This window comes from Arthrobacter sp. P1_B11, assembly GCF_056406715.1.
In genome coordinates this window covers 79,882-96,850 of record NZ_JBFTZQ010000008.1, presented here as the reverse complement: position 1 = coordinate 96,850, position 16,969 = coordinate 79,882, and the positions used below count along the sequence as shown (strand labels likewise).

Genomic DNA, 16,969 nt, shown 5'->3' with positions numbered 1-16,969 from the left:
CGTTTTTTGCCTGAAAGTGCCGTTACGGAGCGATCAGCGAGTTCCGCCGCGTCCCAGCAGCGACTCCCGGTGGTCCGTCACCTCTTCGCGCAATGCCTGGACCACGGCCGCGACAGCCGGTCGCCGCATGGAGTCCGGCCGCAGCACCATCCAGTAGGGGAGCCGTTCGGCGAAGTGCTGGGGGAGCAGGCGCACGAGATCGGCATGCCTGTCGCCCATGAAGCAGGGCAGGAAGCCGATGCCCGCTCCTGCCCGGGTTGCCTCAACGTGTACAAACACGTTGGTGGAGCTGACCCCGTCCCGCATCGCCGGCACCAGGCGCCGCGGAGCGTCGAGATCGTCCACCTGCAGCATGGAGTCCACGAAGTACACCAGCGGATGCGTGGTCAGGGCTTCCACGGAGTCCGGAGTTCCGTTCTGCTCCAGGTATGAGCGGGAGGCGTACATGCCCAGCACGTATTCACCCAGACGGAACGCTTCGGCCCGGTGCACCTGCGGTTCACCCACCACCACCTCGATGTCGAGCCCGGAGCGCTGCTGCAGCGCCCGCCTCGTGACGGTGACGATCTCGACGCTGAGGCCGGGGTGGTCCCGCCGCAGTTTGGCCACAGCCGGGGCGGCGATGTAGGCGCTGAAGCCGTCCGTCGCGGTCATGCGCACGACGCCGGTCACCGGGTCGGGCGGGCGGCCGGAAGGCCCCAGCGCACGCACCGCGGTTTCGACCTGTTCCGCAACCATGACAGCCTGCGCACCGAGCTCGGTCAGCTCCCAGCCGCCTGCCGCCCGCGAGAGGACGCGCCCGCCGAGCGCTTTCTCCAAGGCCGCAATCCTGCGCGAAACGGTGGTGTGGTTAAGTCCCAAGGCCTGTGCCGCCGTCGTGAATTTCGCCGAACGGGACACCGCGAGCAGCACCAGCAGATCATCCGGATTGGCTTCCATATCTGCAATTTTGCACGAAACGCGTGCTGGATTGGCTATTGAACCCGGAACTTTCTGCAGCAATACTCAGGTGGACCGAGAGTGCCGTGATTCATGGCACGTGTCAGTGTTGACACTGTGAGGAGCAGACCATGAACGCAAAGAACCTTAGCGGCCGGAAGGCCGTGGTGACCGGCGGTGCCAGCGGCATCGGTGCAGCGTGTGCGCGGGAGCTTGCCGCGCGGGGAGCCAAGGTAGTGGTGGCTGACGTGGATGAAGCCGGCGCCGCGGCCCTCGCCGACCAGCTGGGCGGCACGGCATGGGCTGTGGACCTCCTGGATGTGGACGTCCTCGCGGCGCTGAGCCTCGACTGCGACATTCTGGTGAACAACGCCGGCATCCAGCAAATCAGCCCCATCGAGGACTTCGAGCCCGAAGCCTTCCGCCGGATCCTCAGGCTCATGCTTGAAGCACCGTTCCTGCTCGTCAGGGCGGCCCTGCCGCACATGTACGCCAACGGCTTTGGCCGCATCATCAACGTGTCATCCGTGCACGGAATCCGGGCCTCACCCTTCAAGAGCGCCTACGTTTCCGCCAAGCACGGCCTGGAAGGGCTGAGCAAAGTGACGGCGCTGGAGGGCGGCGAGCACGGAGTCACGTCCAACTGCATCAATCCCGGGTATGTCCGCACGCCCCTCGTCGAAAAGCAGATCGCGGACCAGGCCAAGGTCCACGGCATCCCGGAGTCGGAAGTCCTCGCCAAGGTCATGCTGACCGAGTCCGCGGTCAAGCGGCTCGTGGAGCCCGAGGAAGTCGCCTCGCTCGTGGCCTGGCTGGCCTCCGACGACGCCGGCATGGTCACCGGCGCCAGCTACACCATGGACGGCGGCTGGTCAGCACGGTAAAAACCGGGCCGTTAGGCTGGGACCGTGCGCAAGGATTTCAGTCCCGCCGGGATGCCCTCCGCCGAGTTCTACCGGCTCCTGACGGCCGTTGTTGTTCCCCGCCCCATCGCCTGGGTATCCAGCACGTCCGCCGAGGGGGTGGACAATCTTGCTCCCCATTCCTTTTTCACCGTCGCGTCGGTGACCCCGCCGATCATCCAGTTCACCTCGGTGGGCAGGAAGGACTCACTGCGGAACATCTCGGCGCGGGGTGAGTTCGTGGTGAACCTTGCGCCGGCTGATTTCATGGCCGAGGTCAACGCGACCGGCACCAACTTCCCGCCGGAAGTCAGCGAGTTCGACGCCGCTGGCGTGACCCGGGAGCCTGGCCTGACGGTCGGTGTGCCGCGGGTGGCGGAGTCCCCCGTGGCCCTCGAGTGCCGGCTGCATTCGACGCTCGCGATGGGCGACTGCGTCCTGGTGTTCGGCGAGGTCACCCATGCCGCCATCTCCGCGGACGTCCTGGAGGGCGACCATCCCCGGATCGATCTCCTCGGACCGCTTGCGCGGCTCGGGCGCGATGAATGGGGGCACCTCGGGCCGGTCCAGGAGCTGGGCCGGATCCGCAGGTCCGATTGGCCTGGGGACTTTCAACGCCGGAACTCTTAACGCCGGGATGAACCGGACGCCTGGACTTGCGACGCCGGGATGAGCCGGACGCCTGACGCCCTGCCGTGCGGGCCGCCGTCGGGCTTTCAAAGCAAGTGGGCCCGCCATCCGATTCCGGATGACGGGCCTACTCGGTGCTTCTGCAGGGCGGTCCTACTTCACGAACTCGTTCGTGTAGGTTTCCTCCAGCTTGATGTCCTTGTTTCCGACTTCCGGATTTGCCACCTGCTGGGTCTTCAACACGGCCTGGATGCCATTCTCGGTGAAGGCGCCGTCCTTGCTGAGCGTCTTCTTCAGGTCCTCGATCACCTTGGCATAAAGGGCCTTGTCGCCGCCGGCGAATTTCTCGGGCATCTTTGCGGCGATCTCCTCGCCGGAATGCCCGTCGATGAATTCCAGGGTCCGTTTGATGGCCTTGGCGAGCTTGCCGGCCGTCTCCTTGTTCGCGTCCAGCCAGTCGGTCTTAGCGTAGAGGCTGGAGGACGGCCACGCATCAGTCTCAAAGACTTCCTTGAGTCCGTCGGCCGTGCGGACGTCCTCCAGGATCACGGGGTCGTGGCCGATCCGCTTGGTCAGCACTGACACGTCCGGCTCGAGCATGACGGCCGCATCGACCTGGCCCTGCTCCACGGCCGCGACCGCCGATGAACCGGCGCCGATGGCGGACACCGCCGCATCCGTCTTCTGCAACCCGTTCTTGGCGAGGAGGTACTTGATGAACATGTCCGTGGACGACCCCGGGGCCGTCACACCTACGTTCTTGCCCTTGAGATCGGCAAGGGTCTTGATCTTGCCTTCGTTCTTCGGTGCGACCAGCAGTGCCAGCCCGGAGGACCTGCCCATGTCCACGAACGCCTTGATCTTCTGGTTCTTGGCCTGCATCTGGATGGTGTGCTCGTAGTATCCGCTGGTCACGTTGGTGCTGCCGCCGATCATGGCCGTCAGCGCCTTCGAGCCGCCCTGCAGGTCCTGGAGCTCGACGTTCACGCCTTCCTCCTGGTAGTAACCGAGCTCCTGCGCGAGCGTCGTGGGGAGGTACGTCAGGAGCGTCTGGCCACCGATGCCGATGGTCACCTTGGAACTGCCGGCACCACCGGCCCCTGCGCTGCCAGACTGACCCGGCGGCGCCGCGGCCGGAGCGCCGCAGGCAGACAGGGCCAGCGCAACGGAGGCGATGAGGGTAAGCGGCCGGATGAGGCCCCGGCGCCTTTGCCGGTTTTCGTTCTGTGTCATCGGGGGTCCCTTCAAGGCAGTGATAGTGGATTGGTTTCGGCGCCGAGACTCCGGACGCCTCTTAGCGGTTGAGGACGATTGGACGGTCCAGGAGGGCTGGGCTGTCCAGGAAGACCGCACTGTCTACGAAGACTGCACGGGGCGCCAGCGGAGCAGATGTCGCTCCAGTCGGTTGACGAGAAGGTCGATGATGAGGACCACGATCATCAGGATGAACATCCCGGCAAAGACGCCCTTGGTGTCGAAGACGCCCTGTGCCTGGGCGATCGCGTAGCCAACACCGGCAGACGCTCCGAGGTATTCGCCCACCACGGCGCCCGTGATGGCAAAGCCCACGCTGATGTGCAGGCTGGAGAAAATCCAGGTCAGGGCGCTGGGGATGAAAACGTGGCGGAGGAGCTGCTTCTCGGATGCCCCCAGCATCCGTGCATTGTCCACCAGCACCCGGTCAACGCTCTTGACGCCCTCAAGGGTGTTGAAGAAGACGATGAAGAACACGAGAGTGAAGCCGAACGCGACCTTGGACCAGATTCCCAGGCCGAACCAGAGCAGGAAGATCGGGGCCAGCACCACGCGGGGGAGGGCATTGAACATCTGCAGGAACGGGTCCAGCAGACGCTCGAGGAAACGCACACGGGCCAGGACGAAGCCGAGGAGAAGCCCTGCGGCAGCCCCCACCAGGAAGGCGAGGATGGCCTCCTGCATGGTGATCCACAGATGCGGGAAGACGAATCCTGAGGACACCCAGGCCCAGACGGTCTGGAAGATATCCGACGGAAGCGGGAAGAAGAATTCGTCCACGATCCCGGCCCGTACGGAAAGTTCCCAGGCGCCGAGGACCGCGAGGGTGAGGAGGAGTTGCGTGCTTCGCATCGCCAGCGGGGACATCTCGGTCCTGCGGGCACGCCGGCGTGTGCCGCCGTCCAGCGCGGCCGGGAGCCCGTTTTTCTTTGATCCCACGAGAGTCACGCGGCTTCGCCCTCTTCCGCCATTGCCGTTTCGTACGTCTTTGAGACTTCGATCTTCAACCTGCCCCAGATCTCGCGGTGCAGGGCCACGAACTGCGGGTCATCACGGATGTCGAGCAGGTCGCGGGGGCGCGGGATGTCGATTTCGTAGCTTCCCACCACGGTGCTTCCGGGACCCGCCCCGAGGATCACCACTTCATCGGAAAGGGCGATGGCTTCGTCCAGGTCGTGTGTGATGAAGACGACGGCCTTGCCAGATTCCTGCCACAGCTGAAGGAGTTCGTTCTCCATGATCTGGCGGGTCTGCACGTCGAGTGCTGAAAATGGTTCGTCCATGAGCAGGACATCCGGGTTGACGATCCAGGCCTGCGCGATGGCTGTTCGCTTGCGCATGCCGCCGCTGAGCTGGTGCGGATAGCGATCTGCGAAATTCTTGAGTCCAACCTTCTCGAGCCAGCGCCGTGCCTCCGAATGGGCTTCGGCCTTCGGCACGCCGGCCATCGTCAGGCCGAGGCTCACGTTGTCGAGCACCGTCTTCCATGGCAGGAGGGGGTCCTGCTGGAACATGTAGGAGGCGCGTCGGTTCACCCCGCTCACGGGTTCCCCAAAGCTCTTCACGTCGCCAGTGCTCGGGTTCAGCAGCCCCGCCGCCATGTTGAGGATGGTGGACTTGCCGGAACCGGTGGGACCGACAATCGAGACAAAACGGCCGGGCTCGACTTTGAGGTTGATGTCGCGGACGGCGAAGTAGGTCTCGCCCCCGGGCGTGGGGAACTGTTTGGTGCACCCGGTGAGCTCCACCGCGTACGTTGACGTGTCTGCCTGTGCAGCTGGCATCATTGCACTCTTTCCGGCCAGGGGTGGCCGATTGTTATCGCTGCTGTTTCTTACTCGGTCGGACATTTTGTGCGTCGACTCCAGCCCCGCCGCGTCGGCTCTGACGAGTTGGGACTAGATTGCCACATCGTGGGTTCACCATCATGATGTGGACCTGATGCTAGCAGTAACCCGAGTCACACTCAACGGCCGGCGGGAGTTTGATGGCCAAGCGGACCAATGGGCCGGCGCCTGAACCGCGGGCTCATACACTTTGTCCATGAGCCCCAACGAATCATCGGCGACGCCTTTGCTGGTACTCCGGAAGATCACGTCCATCCTGGACGCTTTTTCCCTCGCCCAGCCAGAGCTGTCCTTGGCCGAGATCCGGGCCGCGACCGGCGTGCCCCACTCAACCGTCCAGCGCCTCGTGGCGAACATGGTCCAGGAGGGCATCCTGGACCGGCACGGGGACAGATTCCGCGTGGGGGTCCGGATGGCCCACTGGGCCGCCCCGGCCACCCAGGGTCTGGACTTCCTTGAACTGCTGACGCCCGTGCTGCGGAGATTGCGTGATGAGCTCGGTGAGACTGCCTGCGTTTTCCGGGAGTCGCAGGGAAAGCGGGTATGCATAGCGCTGGCGGAGACGCGGCGAATGCTCAGGAGAGTGGTGCAGGTGGGCGAAATCATGCCGCTGCACGTGGGTGCCGCAGGGCGCGTCCTCCTGGCGTGGAACCCGGACGTGGCCGATCAGGTCTACCGCTCCGGGCTCCGCTCGCTGACGGACCAGACCATCACTGACGCCGCAAACCTCGAGGCCGCCGTCGCCAGGACCAAGGCTGACGGGTTCGCCATCACCACCGGCGAGCGCGTCTCTGGCGCGAGCGGAATCTCGGCCCCGATCTTTGGGCCACAGGCCGAACTGTATGGGGCGCTCACTGTCATGGGTCCCGCCATGAGAATGCCGTACGACGTCTGCGCCTCCTGGGTTGAGCCCGTTCTTGCCGCGGCGGAAGAGTCAACGCGGGTTATCGGGGGAACAATTCCACAGGAGGGGCTATCCACATCGTGGATTTAGGTCCACAATATGAAATAGTCTGGCGCCCGAGGAGAACTGCTCAATAGGCTCCCTGCTAACCGAATCTGTGACGCCTGCCACGGATTTTTGCCGGCGCCGGCAGAACAGGAGTCCCCAATGGTGAACGCTTCCGAGACCGGCACGCGAGGCGACGAGCCCCGCACTGCCACCGAGCCCGCCATGCGGCACGCCCCCGGGCCCTTGGCCGGCGTGCGTGTCCTTGAACTCGGGTCCCTGATTGCGGGTCCCTTCGCAGGCCGTCAACTTGCCGACTTCGGTGCGGAAGTCATCAAGATCGAATCGCCCGACAGGCCGGACCCGATGCGGGAATGGGGCAGGGCCCGGGTTCATGGGCACACGCTCTGGTGGTCCGTGCAGTCCCGCGGGAAGAAGTGCGTGACGCTCGATTTGAAATCGCCGCGCGGACGCGAGCTTTTCCTGGAACTCTGCCAGGAAGCTGACGTGATCCTCGAGAACTTCCGTCCCGGCACGCTTGAGAAGCTGGGCCTTGCCCCAGAGGAACTCTGGAAGGTAAATCCCGGGCTCATCATTGCCAGGGTGTCCGGCTACGGCCAGACGGGACCGGATGCGCAAAAGCCAGGGTACGCCTCCGTGGCCGAGGCCCGGGGAGGGCTGCGTTACCTCAACGGCTATCCGGACCAGGCACCTCCCCGCACCGGCATCTCGCTCGGGGACAGCCTGGCGTCGCTCTATGCCCTGCAGGGCATTTTGCTGGCCCTGTACTGGCGGGACGCGCGGGGAGGAACGGGCCAGGTGGTGGACGTGTCCCTCGTGGAAGCATGCTTTTCACTCCTGGAAAGCGCCGTGCCCGATTACGCGGCAACCGGCGTCGTCCCGGGACCAAGCGGCTCGGGACTGAAGGGGATCGCGCCGTCGAACATCTTCCGTTCCAGTGACGGCAAGTGGGTGGTGATTGCCGCAAACCAGGACTCGGTCTTCGTGCGGCTTGCTGCCGCCATGGGACGCCCCGAACTGACGTCCGACCCGCGCTACAGCAACCACGCGGCGCGGGGCGCGCACCAGGAAGAGCTGGAATCCCTGATTGCCGAATGGGCGGCCGGCTATAGCCATGACGGGCTGACCTCGCTCCTGGACCGGCACTCCGTACCGAACAGCCCGGTCAGCAGCATCGAGGACATCTTCGAGGATCCCCAGCTTCGCGCCAGGGGAATGCTGGTGGACGTGCCGGACGAACAGCTAGGTACCGTGGTCCAGCCCGGGATCATTCCCAGGCTGACGCGGAGCACGGGGCAGATCGGCTGGAGCGGCCCGCTGACGCCGGGCTCCCACAACCGGGACATCTACGAGGGGCTCCTCGGGCTCTCCGACAAGGAACTGCAGGACGCCAAAGACGAAGGTGCCATCTGATGAACGATGTACAGGCCGCACGGGACGTTTCCATTGTGGACGTCAGTCCCCGGGACGGACTTCAGAACGAGAAGGTGCCCGTCAGCACCGACGACAAGCTGCGGCTCATCAACGAGCTCATCTCCCTGGGTGCCCGCCGGATTGAGGCCGTCAGCTTCGTAAACCCAAGGAAAGTCCCGCAGATGGCGGACGCGGATGCGGTCATGGCGGGGGTGCCCCGCGATACCGGTGCAAGCTTCATCGGGCTGGTCCTGAACACCAGGGGTGCCGTCCGTGCCGTTGACGCGGGCGTGGACGAGATGAACTACGTACTGCCGGTGACGGACGCCTTCGCCGCCGCAAACCAGAACACCACCGTGGCCGCGGCCCTCGACTCCCTGGAGGAAGTATCCTCGATCGCTGCCGCGGCTTCGATTCCGCTCACAGTGACGGCCGCCGTCGCATTTGGCTGCCCCTACCAGGGCGACGTGTCCCAGGAGCAGACCCTCTCGGTGGTCCGCAGCGCACTGCAGCGCGCGATGCTGGCTGAGGTTGCGCTCGCAGACACCATTGGCTGCGCCGTCCCGTGGCAGGTCGGCGAGGTGTTTGCCGGGCTGCGCTCGGAAACCGACGTGCGGCTGCGGGCGCATCTGCACGAGACGCGCCACACCGCCCTGGCCAATACGTACGCGGCCATGGCGGCCGGCGTCGGGGTGTTCGACAGCGCGGTAGGAGGCCTGGGCGGCTGCCCCTTTGCCCCCGGTGCCGCCGGCAACGTCTCCACGGAGGACTTGGCGTGGATGCTGGGGCGTGCCGGGTTCGAAACGTCCATTGATCCGGTGCGCGCCACGGAACTCGGCCGCTGGATCTGCGCCAAAGTGGGGACGGCGCCACGCTCGGGGCTAGCGGGCGCGGGGGTCTTTCCGAAGGCTGCCTGAGCCCGCTAATCAGCAGGTCTGCTAATCTGCCGGTGCGCCGGACTGCCGGATGTAGTCCTCCACGATCGATTCCGGGATGCGGTAGGACTTCCCGAAGCGGACGGAGGCCAGCGTCCGGGACTTGACCAGCCGGTAGACGGTCATCTTCGACACCCGCATCGCCGCGGCGACTTCTGCGATGGTCAGGTAGGCGGTGGGTAAGTTTGCAATGGACATGGAAAACGCACTCCTTTGTAGGGCCGGGACGGGACGCTGTCGGCTACTCCGGCCGCCTCAGCTGCCGGTAATCGTAGAAGTACACGCGCCCGGAGGACCTCAACCCCACGGAATTGCCGTTCCTCAGCTCCACGATGCCTTCCCGCCGGCCGTTGAATGGGTCATCGCCCACCACTGCGTCGCCGATCTTGTAGGGGATGGCCGCCGTCCGTGCGCGGCTCAGTGTTTTACTCAGGAAACCGGACAGCCGTCCGGCTCGGATGGAGGTAGCCGGGGCTTCGGCGGTGAACTGGGTCATCGGAACCACTCCTTCGCAGTGTGACCATTCGTCGATTCACTGGCGGTGCGGATCCGGTAGCGATTGTCGGAGAGTTCTCCAAGCCGGGGTGCACCGTGGGAACAACACTAGACAGCGCACCCAAGAGGCACACGAGTAGCAACTACCCCAATTTTCCCAGCGGCAACACTTGGTCTCATGGGTACTACCTGCCTGTGGAGGCAATTGCGCCGGAACGGCGTGGGATGCTCCGCTGAGCGCCGTCTGGCATTCCAGACACCTTGGCGCCTCAGCCTGATACCTATAACCGGCGGAAGGTGCACGATTAAGTACGGTATCCCGGACTCGACTTCATTCCGGAACCTGAACGACGGAGGAAAAATGACAGCGGTCGTACCCCTGCAAAGGGAAGCAGCGGCTCCGGTAAAGGCGGCGAAGGCGGCGTCGAAAGTCCCGGCGGCAGAAAATACGCTTCGCATTCTCAAACTGCTGGCCTCCAAACGCGGGCCGATGGCGGCGTCGAACATTGCCACCGCCCTGGGACTGCCGCGTTCCAGCGTCTATCACCTCCTCGGCGTGATGGAGGCGAACGGCTTCGTCCTGCACCTCCACGAGGAGCAGCGCTACGGCCTCGGCATCAGCGCCTTCGAGCTCAGTTCCGCGTATTCGCGGCAGGAACCGCTGTCCCGGTTGGGGCGGCCGGTGCTGGCCTCGCTCGTGGACGCGATCGGCGAAAGCGCGCACCTCGCGGTCCTGCACGGGCGCGACGTCCTGTACATCGTGGAGGAGCGGGCCAAGAACCGGCCGTCGCTGGTGACCGACGTCGGCGTCCGGCTTCCGAGCCATCTCACCGCCAGCGGCCGTGCCATCCTTGCTGCGCTGCCGAAGTCCCAGGTGCGGGCGCTCTATCCGAACGCTGCCGCGTTCAGCGCCCGGCACGAGGTGGAGGGCGCCATCATGAAATACTCGGCGCTGTCCTCGCATCTTGACCAGGTCCGCCAGCGCGGTTATGCCACGGAACATGGTGAAGTCACGCCGGGCTTCGGCTCCATCGCCGCCGCCGTCACGGATCACCTGGGATGGCCGACGGCGGCAGTCGCCGTCACGTTCCTCGAGGACAAACTGCCGGCGGACCAGTGGCCGGCGCTCGCCGCCCGGGTGCAGAGGGTGGCCAACGAGCTGTCGGTCCGGATCCACGGCCGCCCGGCGCAGTAGTCCGGCGCCGGGCGGGCGGCGGCCGGGCGCCTGTGCGTTGCCCGGCGGAACGTTTTACCGCCGGGCGTGTGTGGAGGATGCGCTGGCCGCGTCCACCACGGGTAGGGACGCGGTCTCATCCACGAGCTCCGCGCGGGCCAGGCCATGGCCGCGGACCCACAAGCGGTAGGCCAGCAACAGCAGGCCCAGCCAGACGGCGCCCACGTAGAGCGCCACCCTGGTGTCTTCGAAAACTCCCAGGACGGCGATCACGACGGCCATGAAGCCGATGGTCAGGACCGACGCCGCCGGCCACCAGGGGGAAGGGAATTCCGATGCCGGGAGGCCGCTGCGGGCGATCTCGCGCTTCATCGCAACATGGGAGGCGAGGATCATCACCCAGACCCACACTGTGGCGAAGGTGGCGATCGAGGCGATCAGCACAAAGACGTCCTCCGGAATGACGGCGTTCAGGACCACGCCCACCAGCAGAATGCCGGTCATCATCACCACCGTCATCCACGGCACCCCGTGGCGGGACACCTTCGCGAAGCTCTGTGGGGCGTGGCCCTGGCGCGCCAGGCCGAACAGGATGCGCCCGGCCCCGAAGATGTCACTGTTGATCGCGGACAGCGCCGCCGTGATCACCACTGCGTTAAGAATGTGCGGTGCGGCCGGAATGCCCAGCCCGCTGAAGATCTGTACAAACGGGCTGCCGCCGCTGCCGATTTCGTTCCACGGGAACAGGCTCATCAGCACACCCAGGGTCAGCACATAAAACAGGAGCACGCGGACGGGTACGGTGTTGACGGCCTTCGGGATCACCTTTTTGGGGTCGGCCGCCTCACCGGCAGTGATGCCGATCGTTTCGATCCCGCCGAAGGCGAACATCACGACGGCGAACGAGGCAAGGAGCCCTTCGAAGCCGTTGGGGAAAAGGCCGCCGTGTCCGACGAGGTTGCCCAGCCCGGGAGCCACCGTGGACCCTCCGGTGTGGAAGCCAAAGACAATGATGGCGGCGCCGCCGGCGATCATGCCGATGATGGCCGCAACCTTGATCAGGGAGAACCAGAACTCCAACTCGCCGAAAACCTTGACGCTCAGCAGGTTCAGTGCGGCCAGGAAGAAGATGATGGCCAGGACCCAGATCCAGCGTTCAACCTCCGGGAACCAGAAGCCCATGTAGATGCTGAATGCCGTGACATCAGCAATGGCCACGATCGCCATCTCGAAGACGTAGGTCCAGCCGGTCACGAAACCGGCGAACGGGCCCAGGTACCGGCTGGCGTACTGGCCGAAGGAGCCGGAAACGGGATGCCGCACGGCCATTTCACCGAGGGCGCGCATCACCATGAAGACCGCCGCGCCGCCGATCATGTAGGCCAGCAGCACGGCCGGACCGGCCTTTTGGATGGCGGAAGCGGAGCCGTAGAACAGTCCCGTGCCGATTGCCGACCCCAGGGCCATAAAGCGGATGTGGCGGACGTTGAGACCACGGTGCAGAACGGTTTCGACGGCGGCGCTGACTGCTGTGCCAGTGGTCCCGGCGGGTTTTCCGTCGGTTCCGTCCAGTGCCGGCTTGGTTGCTGTTGGGGCTTGTTGCATGCGAATACCTTCTCGTCATTGGGAGGGGGATCGCTATCCAGCAGACCATGTTTGGCGAAGCTGTGATGAGGCTCACGGGCAGTTCGTGTCTTCGATTTCAGACTGTCCTGCTGAGGTCGCCTGTGTCCTGACGGTCAGTGAAAGCGCCGCCAGTGCCCTGCTGTACGAGGCCTCCGTCCTGACGGCCGGCCTGCAGATGACACCATCCGCGCTGCAGGCGGGCAGCATTTCATGGCAGCATGCCCGGATCGTGGCGGACGAAACCATGGACCTCGGCACGGCGTGGGACTCACGGGATTGTTTCAGCGACAACGTGTACCTACCTTCCTGCCATGGTTTTTGATGAGCGGCCTTGTCTGGAATACCGGACAGGTGCGCTCTGAAACCCCTGTTTACGCCGCCGGGGAGGGGCTTTAGTAGATACAGAAGCACTCCGCTCTCCCAAAACAGCAACACGAAGGAGCCACCATGGCACCCGCCGATTTCACCACCGGTGCCCGCCCGGTCAAAGCAGCCCGCGGCACCGAGCTCACCGCCAAGTCCTGGCAGACGGAAGCCCCCCTGCGCATGCTCATGAACAACCTGGACCCGGAAGTCGCCGAGCGCCCGGATGACCTTGTGGTCTACGGCGGCACCGGCCGGGCGGTCCGGTCCTGGGCCGCGTTCGATGCCATCACCCGCACCCTGGAGACCATGGAGAAGGACGAGACCCTGCTGGTCCAGTCCGGCAAGCCGGTCGGCGTCTTCCGCACCAACGAGTGGGCGCCGCGCGTGCTCCTGGCCAACTCCAACCTCGTGGGCGACTGGGCGAACTGGCCCGAGTTCCGCCGGCTCGAGGCCGAGGGCCTGATGATGTACGGCCAGATGACCGCCGGCTCATGGATCTACATCGGCACCCAGGGCATCCTGCAGGGCACCTTCGAAACCTTCGCGGCCATCGCCCGCAAGCTCACCGGCGATGAGAACGGCACACTCGCCGGCACCCTGACGCTCACCGGCGGCTGCGGCGGCATGGGCGGCGCCCAGCCCCTCGCCGTCACGCTGAACGACGGCGCCTGCCTGATTGTCGACGTCGACGAGACCCGCCTGCGCCGCCGTGCCGGCAAGCGCTACCTCGACGAAGTAGAGACTGACCTCGACGCCGCGATCGCCAAGGTCCTGGCGGCCAAGGAAGAACGCCGCGGCTGGTCCGTCGGCTACGTCGGCAACGCCGCCGAGGTCTTCCCGGAGATCCTGCGCCGCCACAACGCCGGCGAGCTCACCGTCGACATCGTCACCGACCAGACCTCCGCCCACGACCCCCTGTCCTACCTGCCCGAAGGCATCACCGTGGCCGAATGGCAGGCCGAGGCCGCCGCCGATCCTGAAGGCTTCACCAAGAAGGCCCAGGCCTCGATGGCCAGGCACGTCCAGGCCATGGTCGAATTCCAGGACGCCGGCGCCGAGGTGTTCGACTACGGCAACTCCATCCGCGACGAGGCTCGCAAGGGCGGCTATCCCCGTGCCTTCGAATTCCCCGGCTTCGTCCCGGCCTACATCCGCCCGCTGTTCTGCGAGGGTCTGGGCCCGTTCCGCTGGGTCGCCCTCTCCGGTGACCCGGAGGACATCGCCGTCACGGACAAGGCCATCAAGGAACTCTTCCCGGAGAACAAGCACCTGCACCGCTGGATCGACGCCGCCGCCGAGCGCGTCGAGTTCGAGGGCCTGCCGGCCCGCATCTGCTGGCTGGGCTACGGCGAACGCGCCAAAGCCGGCCTGCTCTTCAACCAGCTCGTCAAGGAAGGCAAGGTCAAGGCCCCCATCGTGATCGGCCGCGACCACCTCGACTCCGGCTCCGTGGCCTCCCCGTACCGCGAGACCGAGGCTATGGCCGACGGCTCCGACGCGATCGCCGACTGGCCGCTGCTCAACGCCCTGCTCAACACCGCCTCCGGCGCCACCTGGGTCTCGATCCACCACGGCGGCGGCGTCGGCATCGGCCGCTCCATCCACGCCGGCCAGGTCTCCGTCGCCGACGGCACCGACCTCGCCGCGCAGAAACTCGAACGGCTCCTCACCAACGACCCCGGCATGGGCGTCATCCGCCACGCCGACGCCGGCTACGACCGCGCCGTCGAAGTCGCCAAGGAACGCGGCGTCCGCATCCCCATGTCAGAATCCCGCTAACCCCAGCTCGCGAAAACCTCGTCGATTGCTCCGTAGGTGCCGTTTTGAGCCTTGAAAAGGGCCGTTACGGAGCAATCGATCGGAGGACCGGCTAACAATTAGACCTAGGTAGATATCAATGACCATCACAACGCAAGCACCCCTGACAGTCACCCTCGGTTCCAGCGGAGTGACCCCCGAGGACGTCGTCGCCGTAGCGCGCCACGACGCGAAGGTGACCATCTCCACCGAAGCGCTGGAGACGGTGGCCGAGGTCCGGGCCCACATCGACGACCTCGCCTCCAGCGACGTCCCCGCATACGGAATCTCAACGGGCTTTGGGGCTCTGGCCAACCGGCACATCCCCAATGAGCTGCGCACCCAGTTGCAGAAGTCGCTCATCCGCAGTCACGCCGCCGGCATGGGCCCGGCCGTGGAGCGCGAAGTGGTCCGCGGCATCATGTTCCTGCGGGCCAAGACCCTCGCGTCCGGCCGCACCGGTGTCCGTCCGGTGGTGCTGCAGACGATGGTGGACGTGCTCAACGCAGGCATCACCCCGGTCGTCCGCGAGTTCGGTTCGCTGGGCTGCTCGGGCGACCTCGCGCCTCTTTCGCACTGCGCGCTCGTGCTGATGGGCGAGGGCGAGGCGACGGGACCAGACGGCGAGCTCTACGGAGCCAAAGGCAGCCGCCCGGTCGCCGACCTCCTCGCCGCACACGGGATCGCACCCGTCACGCTCGCGGAGAAGGAGGGCCTGGCACTCGTCAACGGCACCGAGGGCATGCTCGGAATGCTCCTCATGGCCATCGCGGACATACGGCTACTGCTGACGACGGCGGATATCACCGCCGCCCTCAGCGTCGAGGCGCTGCTCGGTACCGATCAGGTGTTCCTGCCCGAACTCCACGCGGCCCTGCGGCCGCACCCGGGCCAGGCTGCCAGCGCGGACAACATGCTGCGGGTGCTGTCCCATTCCCCGATTGTGGCCTCCCACCGGGTGGGGGACTCCAAGGTGCAGGACGCGTACTCGCTGCGTTGCGCACCCCAGGTGGCCGGGGCGGTCCGGGACACCGTGGACCACGCCGCCCTCGTGGCCTCGCGCGAACTGGCAGCCGCCATCGACAATCCGGTGGTGCTTCCGGACGGCCGCGTCTCCTCCAACGGCAACTTCCACGGCGCTCCGGTGGCGTACGTGCTGGACTTCCTGGCCATCGCTGTGGCCGACCTGAGCTCCATTGCCGAACGGCGCACCGACCGCATGCTGGATCCCGCACGCTCCCACGGCCTGCCCGCATTCCTCGCCGGTGATCCGGGCGTGGACTCGGGGCTGATGATCGCGCAGTACACGCAGGCGGGGCTGGTCTCTGACAACAAGCGGCTTGCGGTTCCGGCCTCGGTGGACTCCATTCCGAGCTCCGCCATGCAGGAGGACCACGTGTCCATGGGCTGGCATGCCGCACGCAAGCTCCGGAAGGCAGTGGAGAACCTGCGCCGTGTCCTGGCGATCGAACTCGTGACGTCTGCCCGGGCCATCGACATGCGCACGCAGCTTTCCGGCGGTGAACTGACTCCGGGTCCGGCCGGTACCGCCGTCGTCGCCGCGCTGCGCAACGTCGTCGACGGTCCGGGGACGGACAGGTTCCTGTCGCCGGAACTGGAAGCGGCGGACCTGCTGGTGGCGTCCGGCGAGGTGCGGGCGGCAGCCGAATCCGCCGTCGGAATCCTTGCCTGAGGCAGAACAATATGCGGCGCCGGGAAACATTTCCCAGCGCCGCCGAAATACTCTGCAACGCTCCGGGAACGAGCCCGCCGAGTGTAGTAGAACTGAAGGTGTAGTGAAAGTCACATCGACGATGCTGTGGCGGAAGAACATCCACAAAGGGGTAGAAGTTCAAATGAAAGCACGCGGGGCAGTCCTGTCCAGGCGCATCGCACACGCTGCAACGGTTTCCAACTGGGGATCATTGCGGCCGGGCGAGCGGGTCGAAATCCTCAAGCATGCGCATGTCATTGCGGCAGGCGAGGTTGAGGAGATTTCGCGGAGCGGCAACGTTCTCTGGCTCGTAGGCAGCGGGCATTCGGAGACGCAGCCCTACATGAAGTCCGACGGCGTGCAGGTCCGCCGGGCCTAACGCACGTGGTCCGGACCTAACGCACGTGGCAGGACCCGTCAGTAAAAGGGTTTAGGCACAAGAGAGCCCCCGGCCCCGGGGTCGCCCGCTTTTCAGCGGGGCGAGACCAGGGGCGGGGGCTCTTTGCGTGTTAAGCTGCGATGTCCTCGTGGGTTTCGCCAAAGGGGACGGAATCGTCGAGGGCGACGGTGTACCGGCCGGGTTCAAGCCGGGTCACCCGGATGCCGCAGGTGCCTTCTTGGGCAGCTGCTTCGATCAGGGCTTCAACCGCATTTTCCAAGCCCTCGTGGACCTGGTCCGCGCTGGTGAAGGCCAGGTGGATGGACCGGGAAGCCGACGAGCCTAACGCGGGAGACGAAGCGGTTGGGCGCTCCATTGTTGCTGTGCTCATGTGCCAAACTTTCTGTGATTCGTGCCGATGCCGGAGACTATTCTACCCGCCCATCGGGTCAGACGTAAGATGACTGGCATTTGACAGTCGCTTTGACCGGCATTGTCTTGTCCTTTTCACCCGTCCCGTTACAGCCG

The 16,969-nt window shown here is 65.6% G+C and carries 18 protein-coding genes; 10 read left to right on the top strand and 8 right to left on the bottom strand.

Features of this window, described 5'->3' with window-relative positions; genetic code table 11:
* Positions 1-33: 33 nt before the first annotated feature.
* A complete protein-coding gene (locus tag AC1D14_RS09000) occupies positions 34-939 on the bottom strand; it encodes a LysR family transcriptional regulator (protein WP_230119573.1) in 906 nt (301 codons plus the stop codon).
* Positions 940-1,070: 131 nt separating this feature from the next.
* Here AC1D14_RS09000 and AC1D14_RS08995 point away from each other — a divergent pair, with 131 nt between their 5' ends.
* Positions 1,071-1,823, top strand: coding sequence for a 3-hydroxybutyrate dehydrogenase (locus tag AC1D14_RS08995; protein ID WP_230119574.1), 753 nt, complete (start codon positions 1,071-1,073; stop codon positions 1,821-1,823).
* 24 nt (positions 1,824-1,847) lie between these two features.
* Positions 1,848-2,471 carry a flavin reductase family protein gene (locus AC1D14_RS08990; protein ID WP_230119575.1) on the top strand — a complete coding sequence of 208 codons (624 nt, stop codon included), beginning with the start codon at positions 1,848-1,850 and terminating at the stop codon, positions 2,469-2,471.
* Between the two features lie 153 nt (positions 2,472-2,624).
* Here AC1D14_RS08990 and AC1D14_RS08985 read toward each other — a convergent pair whose 3' ends face one another.
* From AC1D14_RS08985 to AC1D14_RS08975, 3 genes are all read right to left on the bottom strand, one after another.
* Positions 2,625-3,704 carry an ABC transporter substrate-binding protein gene (locus AC1D14_RS08985; protein WP_230119576.1) on the bottom strand — a complete coding sequence of 360 codons (1,080 nt, stop codon included), beginning with the start codon at positions 3,702-3,704 and terminating at the stop codon, positions 2,625-2,627.
* A 123-nt stretch (positions 3,705-3,827) separates the two neighbouring features.
* Positions 3,828-4,673, bottom strand: coding sequence for an ABC transporter permease (locus tag AC1D14_RS08980; protein WP_230119577.1), 846 nt, complete (start codon positions 4,671-4,673; stop codon positions 3,828-3,830).
* Positions 4,670-5,512, bottom strand: a complete 843-nt coding sequence (locus AC1D14_RS08975) for an ABC transporter ATP-binding protein (protein ID WP_476968321.1) — start codon at positions 5,510-5,512, stop codon at positions 4,670-4,672. Before AC1D14_RS08975 ends, AC1D14_RS08980 begins: the two co-directional genes overlap by 4 nt.
* Before the next feature lie 256 nt (positions 5,513-5,768).
* On the opposite strand from AC1D14_RS08975, the gene AC1D14_RS08970 reads away from it, so the two are divergent.
* From AC1D14_RS08970 to AC1D14_RS08960, 3 genes are all read left to right on the top strand, one after another.
* Complete coding sequence (locus AC1D14_RS08970) at positions 5,769-6,566, top strand: IclR family transcriptional regulator (RefSeq protein ID WP_230119579.1); 798 nt, start codon at positions 5,769-5,771, stop codon at positions 6,564-6,566.
* A 117-nt stretch (positions 6,567-6,683) separates the two neighbouring features.
* Positions 6,684-7,955: a CaiB/BaiF CoA transferase family protein gene (locus AC1D14_RS08965; RefSeq protein ID WP_230119580.1), complete on the top strand. Its 1,272-nt coding sequence runs from the start codon at positions 6,684-6,686 to the stop codon at positions 7,953-7,955.
* On the top strand, positions 7,955-8,872 hold the full coding sequence (locus tag AC1D14_RS08960) for a hydroxymethylglutaryl-CoA lyase (RefSeq protein WP_230119581.1): 918 nt from the start codon (positions 7,955-7,957) through the stop codon (positions 8,870-8,872). Before AC1D14_RS08965 ends, AC1D14_RS08960 begins: the two co-directional genes overlap by 1 nt.
* A gap of 21 nt (positions 8,873-8,893) precedes the next feature.
* On the opposite strand, the gene AC1D14_RS08955 is transcribed toward AC1D14_RS08960, so the two are convergent.
* The gene (locus tag AC1D14_RS08955; protein WP_230119582.1) at positions 8,894-9,088 is read right to left on the bottom strand and encodes a helix-turn-helix domain-containing protein; all 195 of its coding nucleotides are present in this window, start codon (positions 9,086-9,088) and stop codon (positions 8,894-8,896) included.
* Positions 9,089-9,131: 43 nt separating this feature from the next.
* Positions 9,132-9,386: a hypothetical protein gene (locus AC1D14_RS08950; RefSeq protein WP_230119583.1), complete on the bottom strand. Its 255-nt coding sequence runs from the start codon at positions 9,384-9,386 to the stop codon at positions 9,132-9,134.
* A gap of 360 nt (positions 9,387-9,746) precedes the next feature.
* On the opposite strand from AC1D14_RS08950, the gene AC1D14_RS08945 reads away from it, so the two are divergent.
* Complete coding sequence (locus tag AC1D14_RS08945; protein ID WP_230119584.1) at positions 9,747-10,580, top strand: IclR family transcriptional regulator; 834 nt, start codon at positions 9,747-9,749, stop codon at positions 10,578-10,580.
* Between the two features lie 54 nt (positions 10,581-10,634).
* On the opposite strand, the gene AC1D14_RS08940 is transcribed toward AC1D14_RS08945, so the two are convergent.
* Complete coding sequence (locus AC1D14_RS08940; protein ID WP_230119585.1) at positions 10,635-12,164, bottom strand: amino acid permease; 1,530 nt, start codon at positions 12,162-12,164, stop codon at positions 10,635-10,637.
* 85 nt (positions 12,165-12,249) lie between these two features.
* On the opposite strand from AC1D14_RS08940, the gene AC1D14_RS08935 reads away from it, so the two are divergent.
* The 4 genes from AC1D14_RS08935 to AC1D14_RS08920 all read left to right on the top strand — a co-directional run bounded on the left by AC1D14_RS08935 (position 12,250) and on the right by AC1D14_RS08920 (position 16,441).
* Entirely contained in the window at positions 12,250-12,507 is a 258-nt protein-coding gene (locus AC1D14_RS08935; RefSeq protein ID WP_354962161.1) for a hypothetical protein, read from the top strand.
* A 125-nt stretch (positions 12,508-12,632) separates the two neighbouring features.
* Entirely contained in the window at positions 12,633-14,330 is a 1,698-nt protein-coding gene (locus tag AC1D14_RS08930; protein WP_230119586.1) for a urocanate hydratase, read from the top strand.
* A gap of 118 nt (positions 14,331-14,448) precedes the next feature.
* The gene (gene hutH / locus AC1D14_RS08925; protein ID WP_230119587.1) at positions 14,449-16,041 is read left to right on the top strand and encodes a histidine ammonia-lyase; all 1,593 of its coding nucleotides are present in this window, start codon (positions 14,449-14,451) and stop codon (positions 16,039-16,041) included.
* Between the two features lie 163 nt (positions 16,042-16,204).
* The gene (locus AC1D14_RS08920) at positions 16,205-16,441 is read left to right on the top strand and encodes a hypothetical protein (protein ID WP_230119588.1); all 237 of its coding nucleotides are present in this window, start codon (positions 16,205-16,207) and stop codon (positions 16,439-16,441) included.
* A gap of 130 nt (positions 16,442-16,571) precedes the next feature.
* On the opposite strand, the gene AC1D14_RS08915 is transcribed toward AC1D14_RS08920, so the two are convergent.
* Positions 16,572-16,832, bottom strand: a complete 261-nt coding sequence (locus tag AC1D14_RS08915) for a hypothetical protein (RefSeq protein ID WP_230119589.1) — start codon at positions 16,830-16,832, stop codon at positions 16,572-16,574.
* Positions 16,833-16,969: the final 137 nt, after the last annotated feature.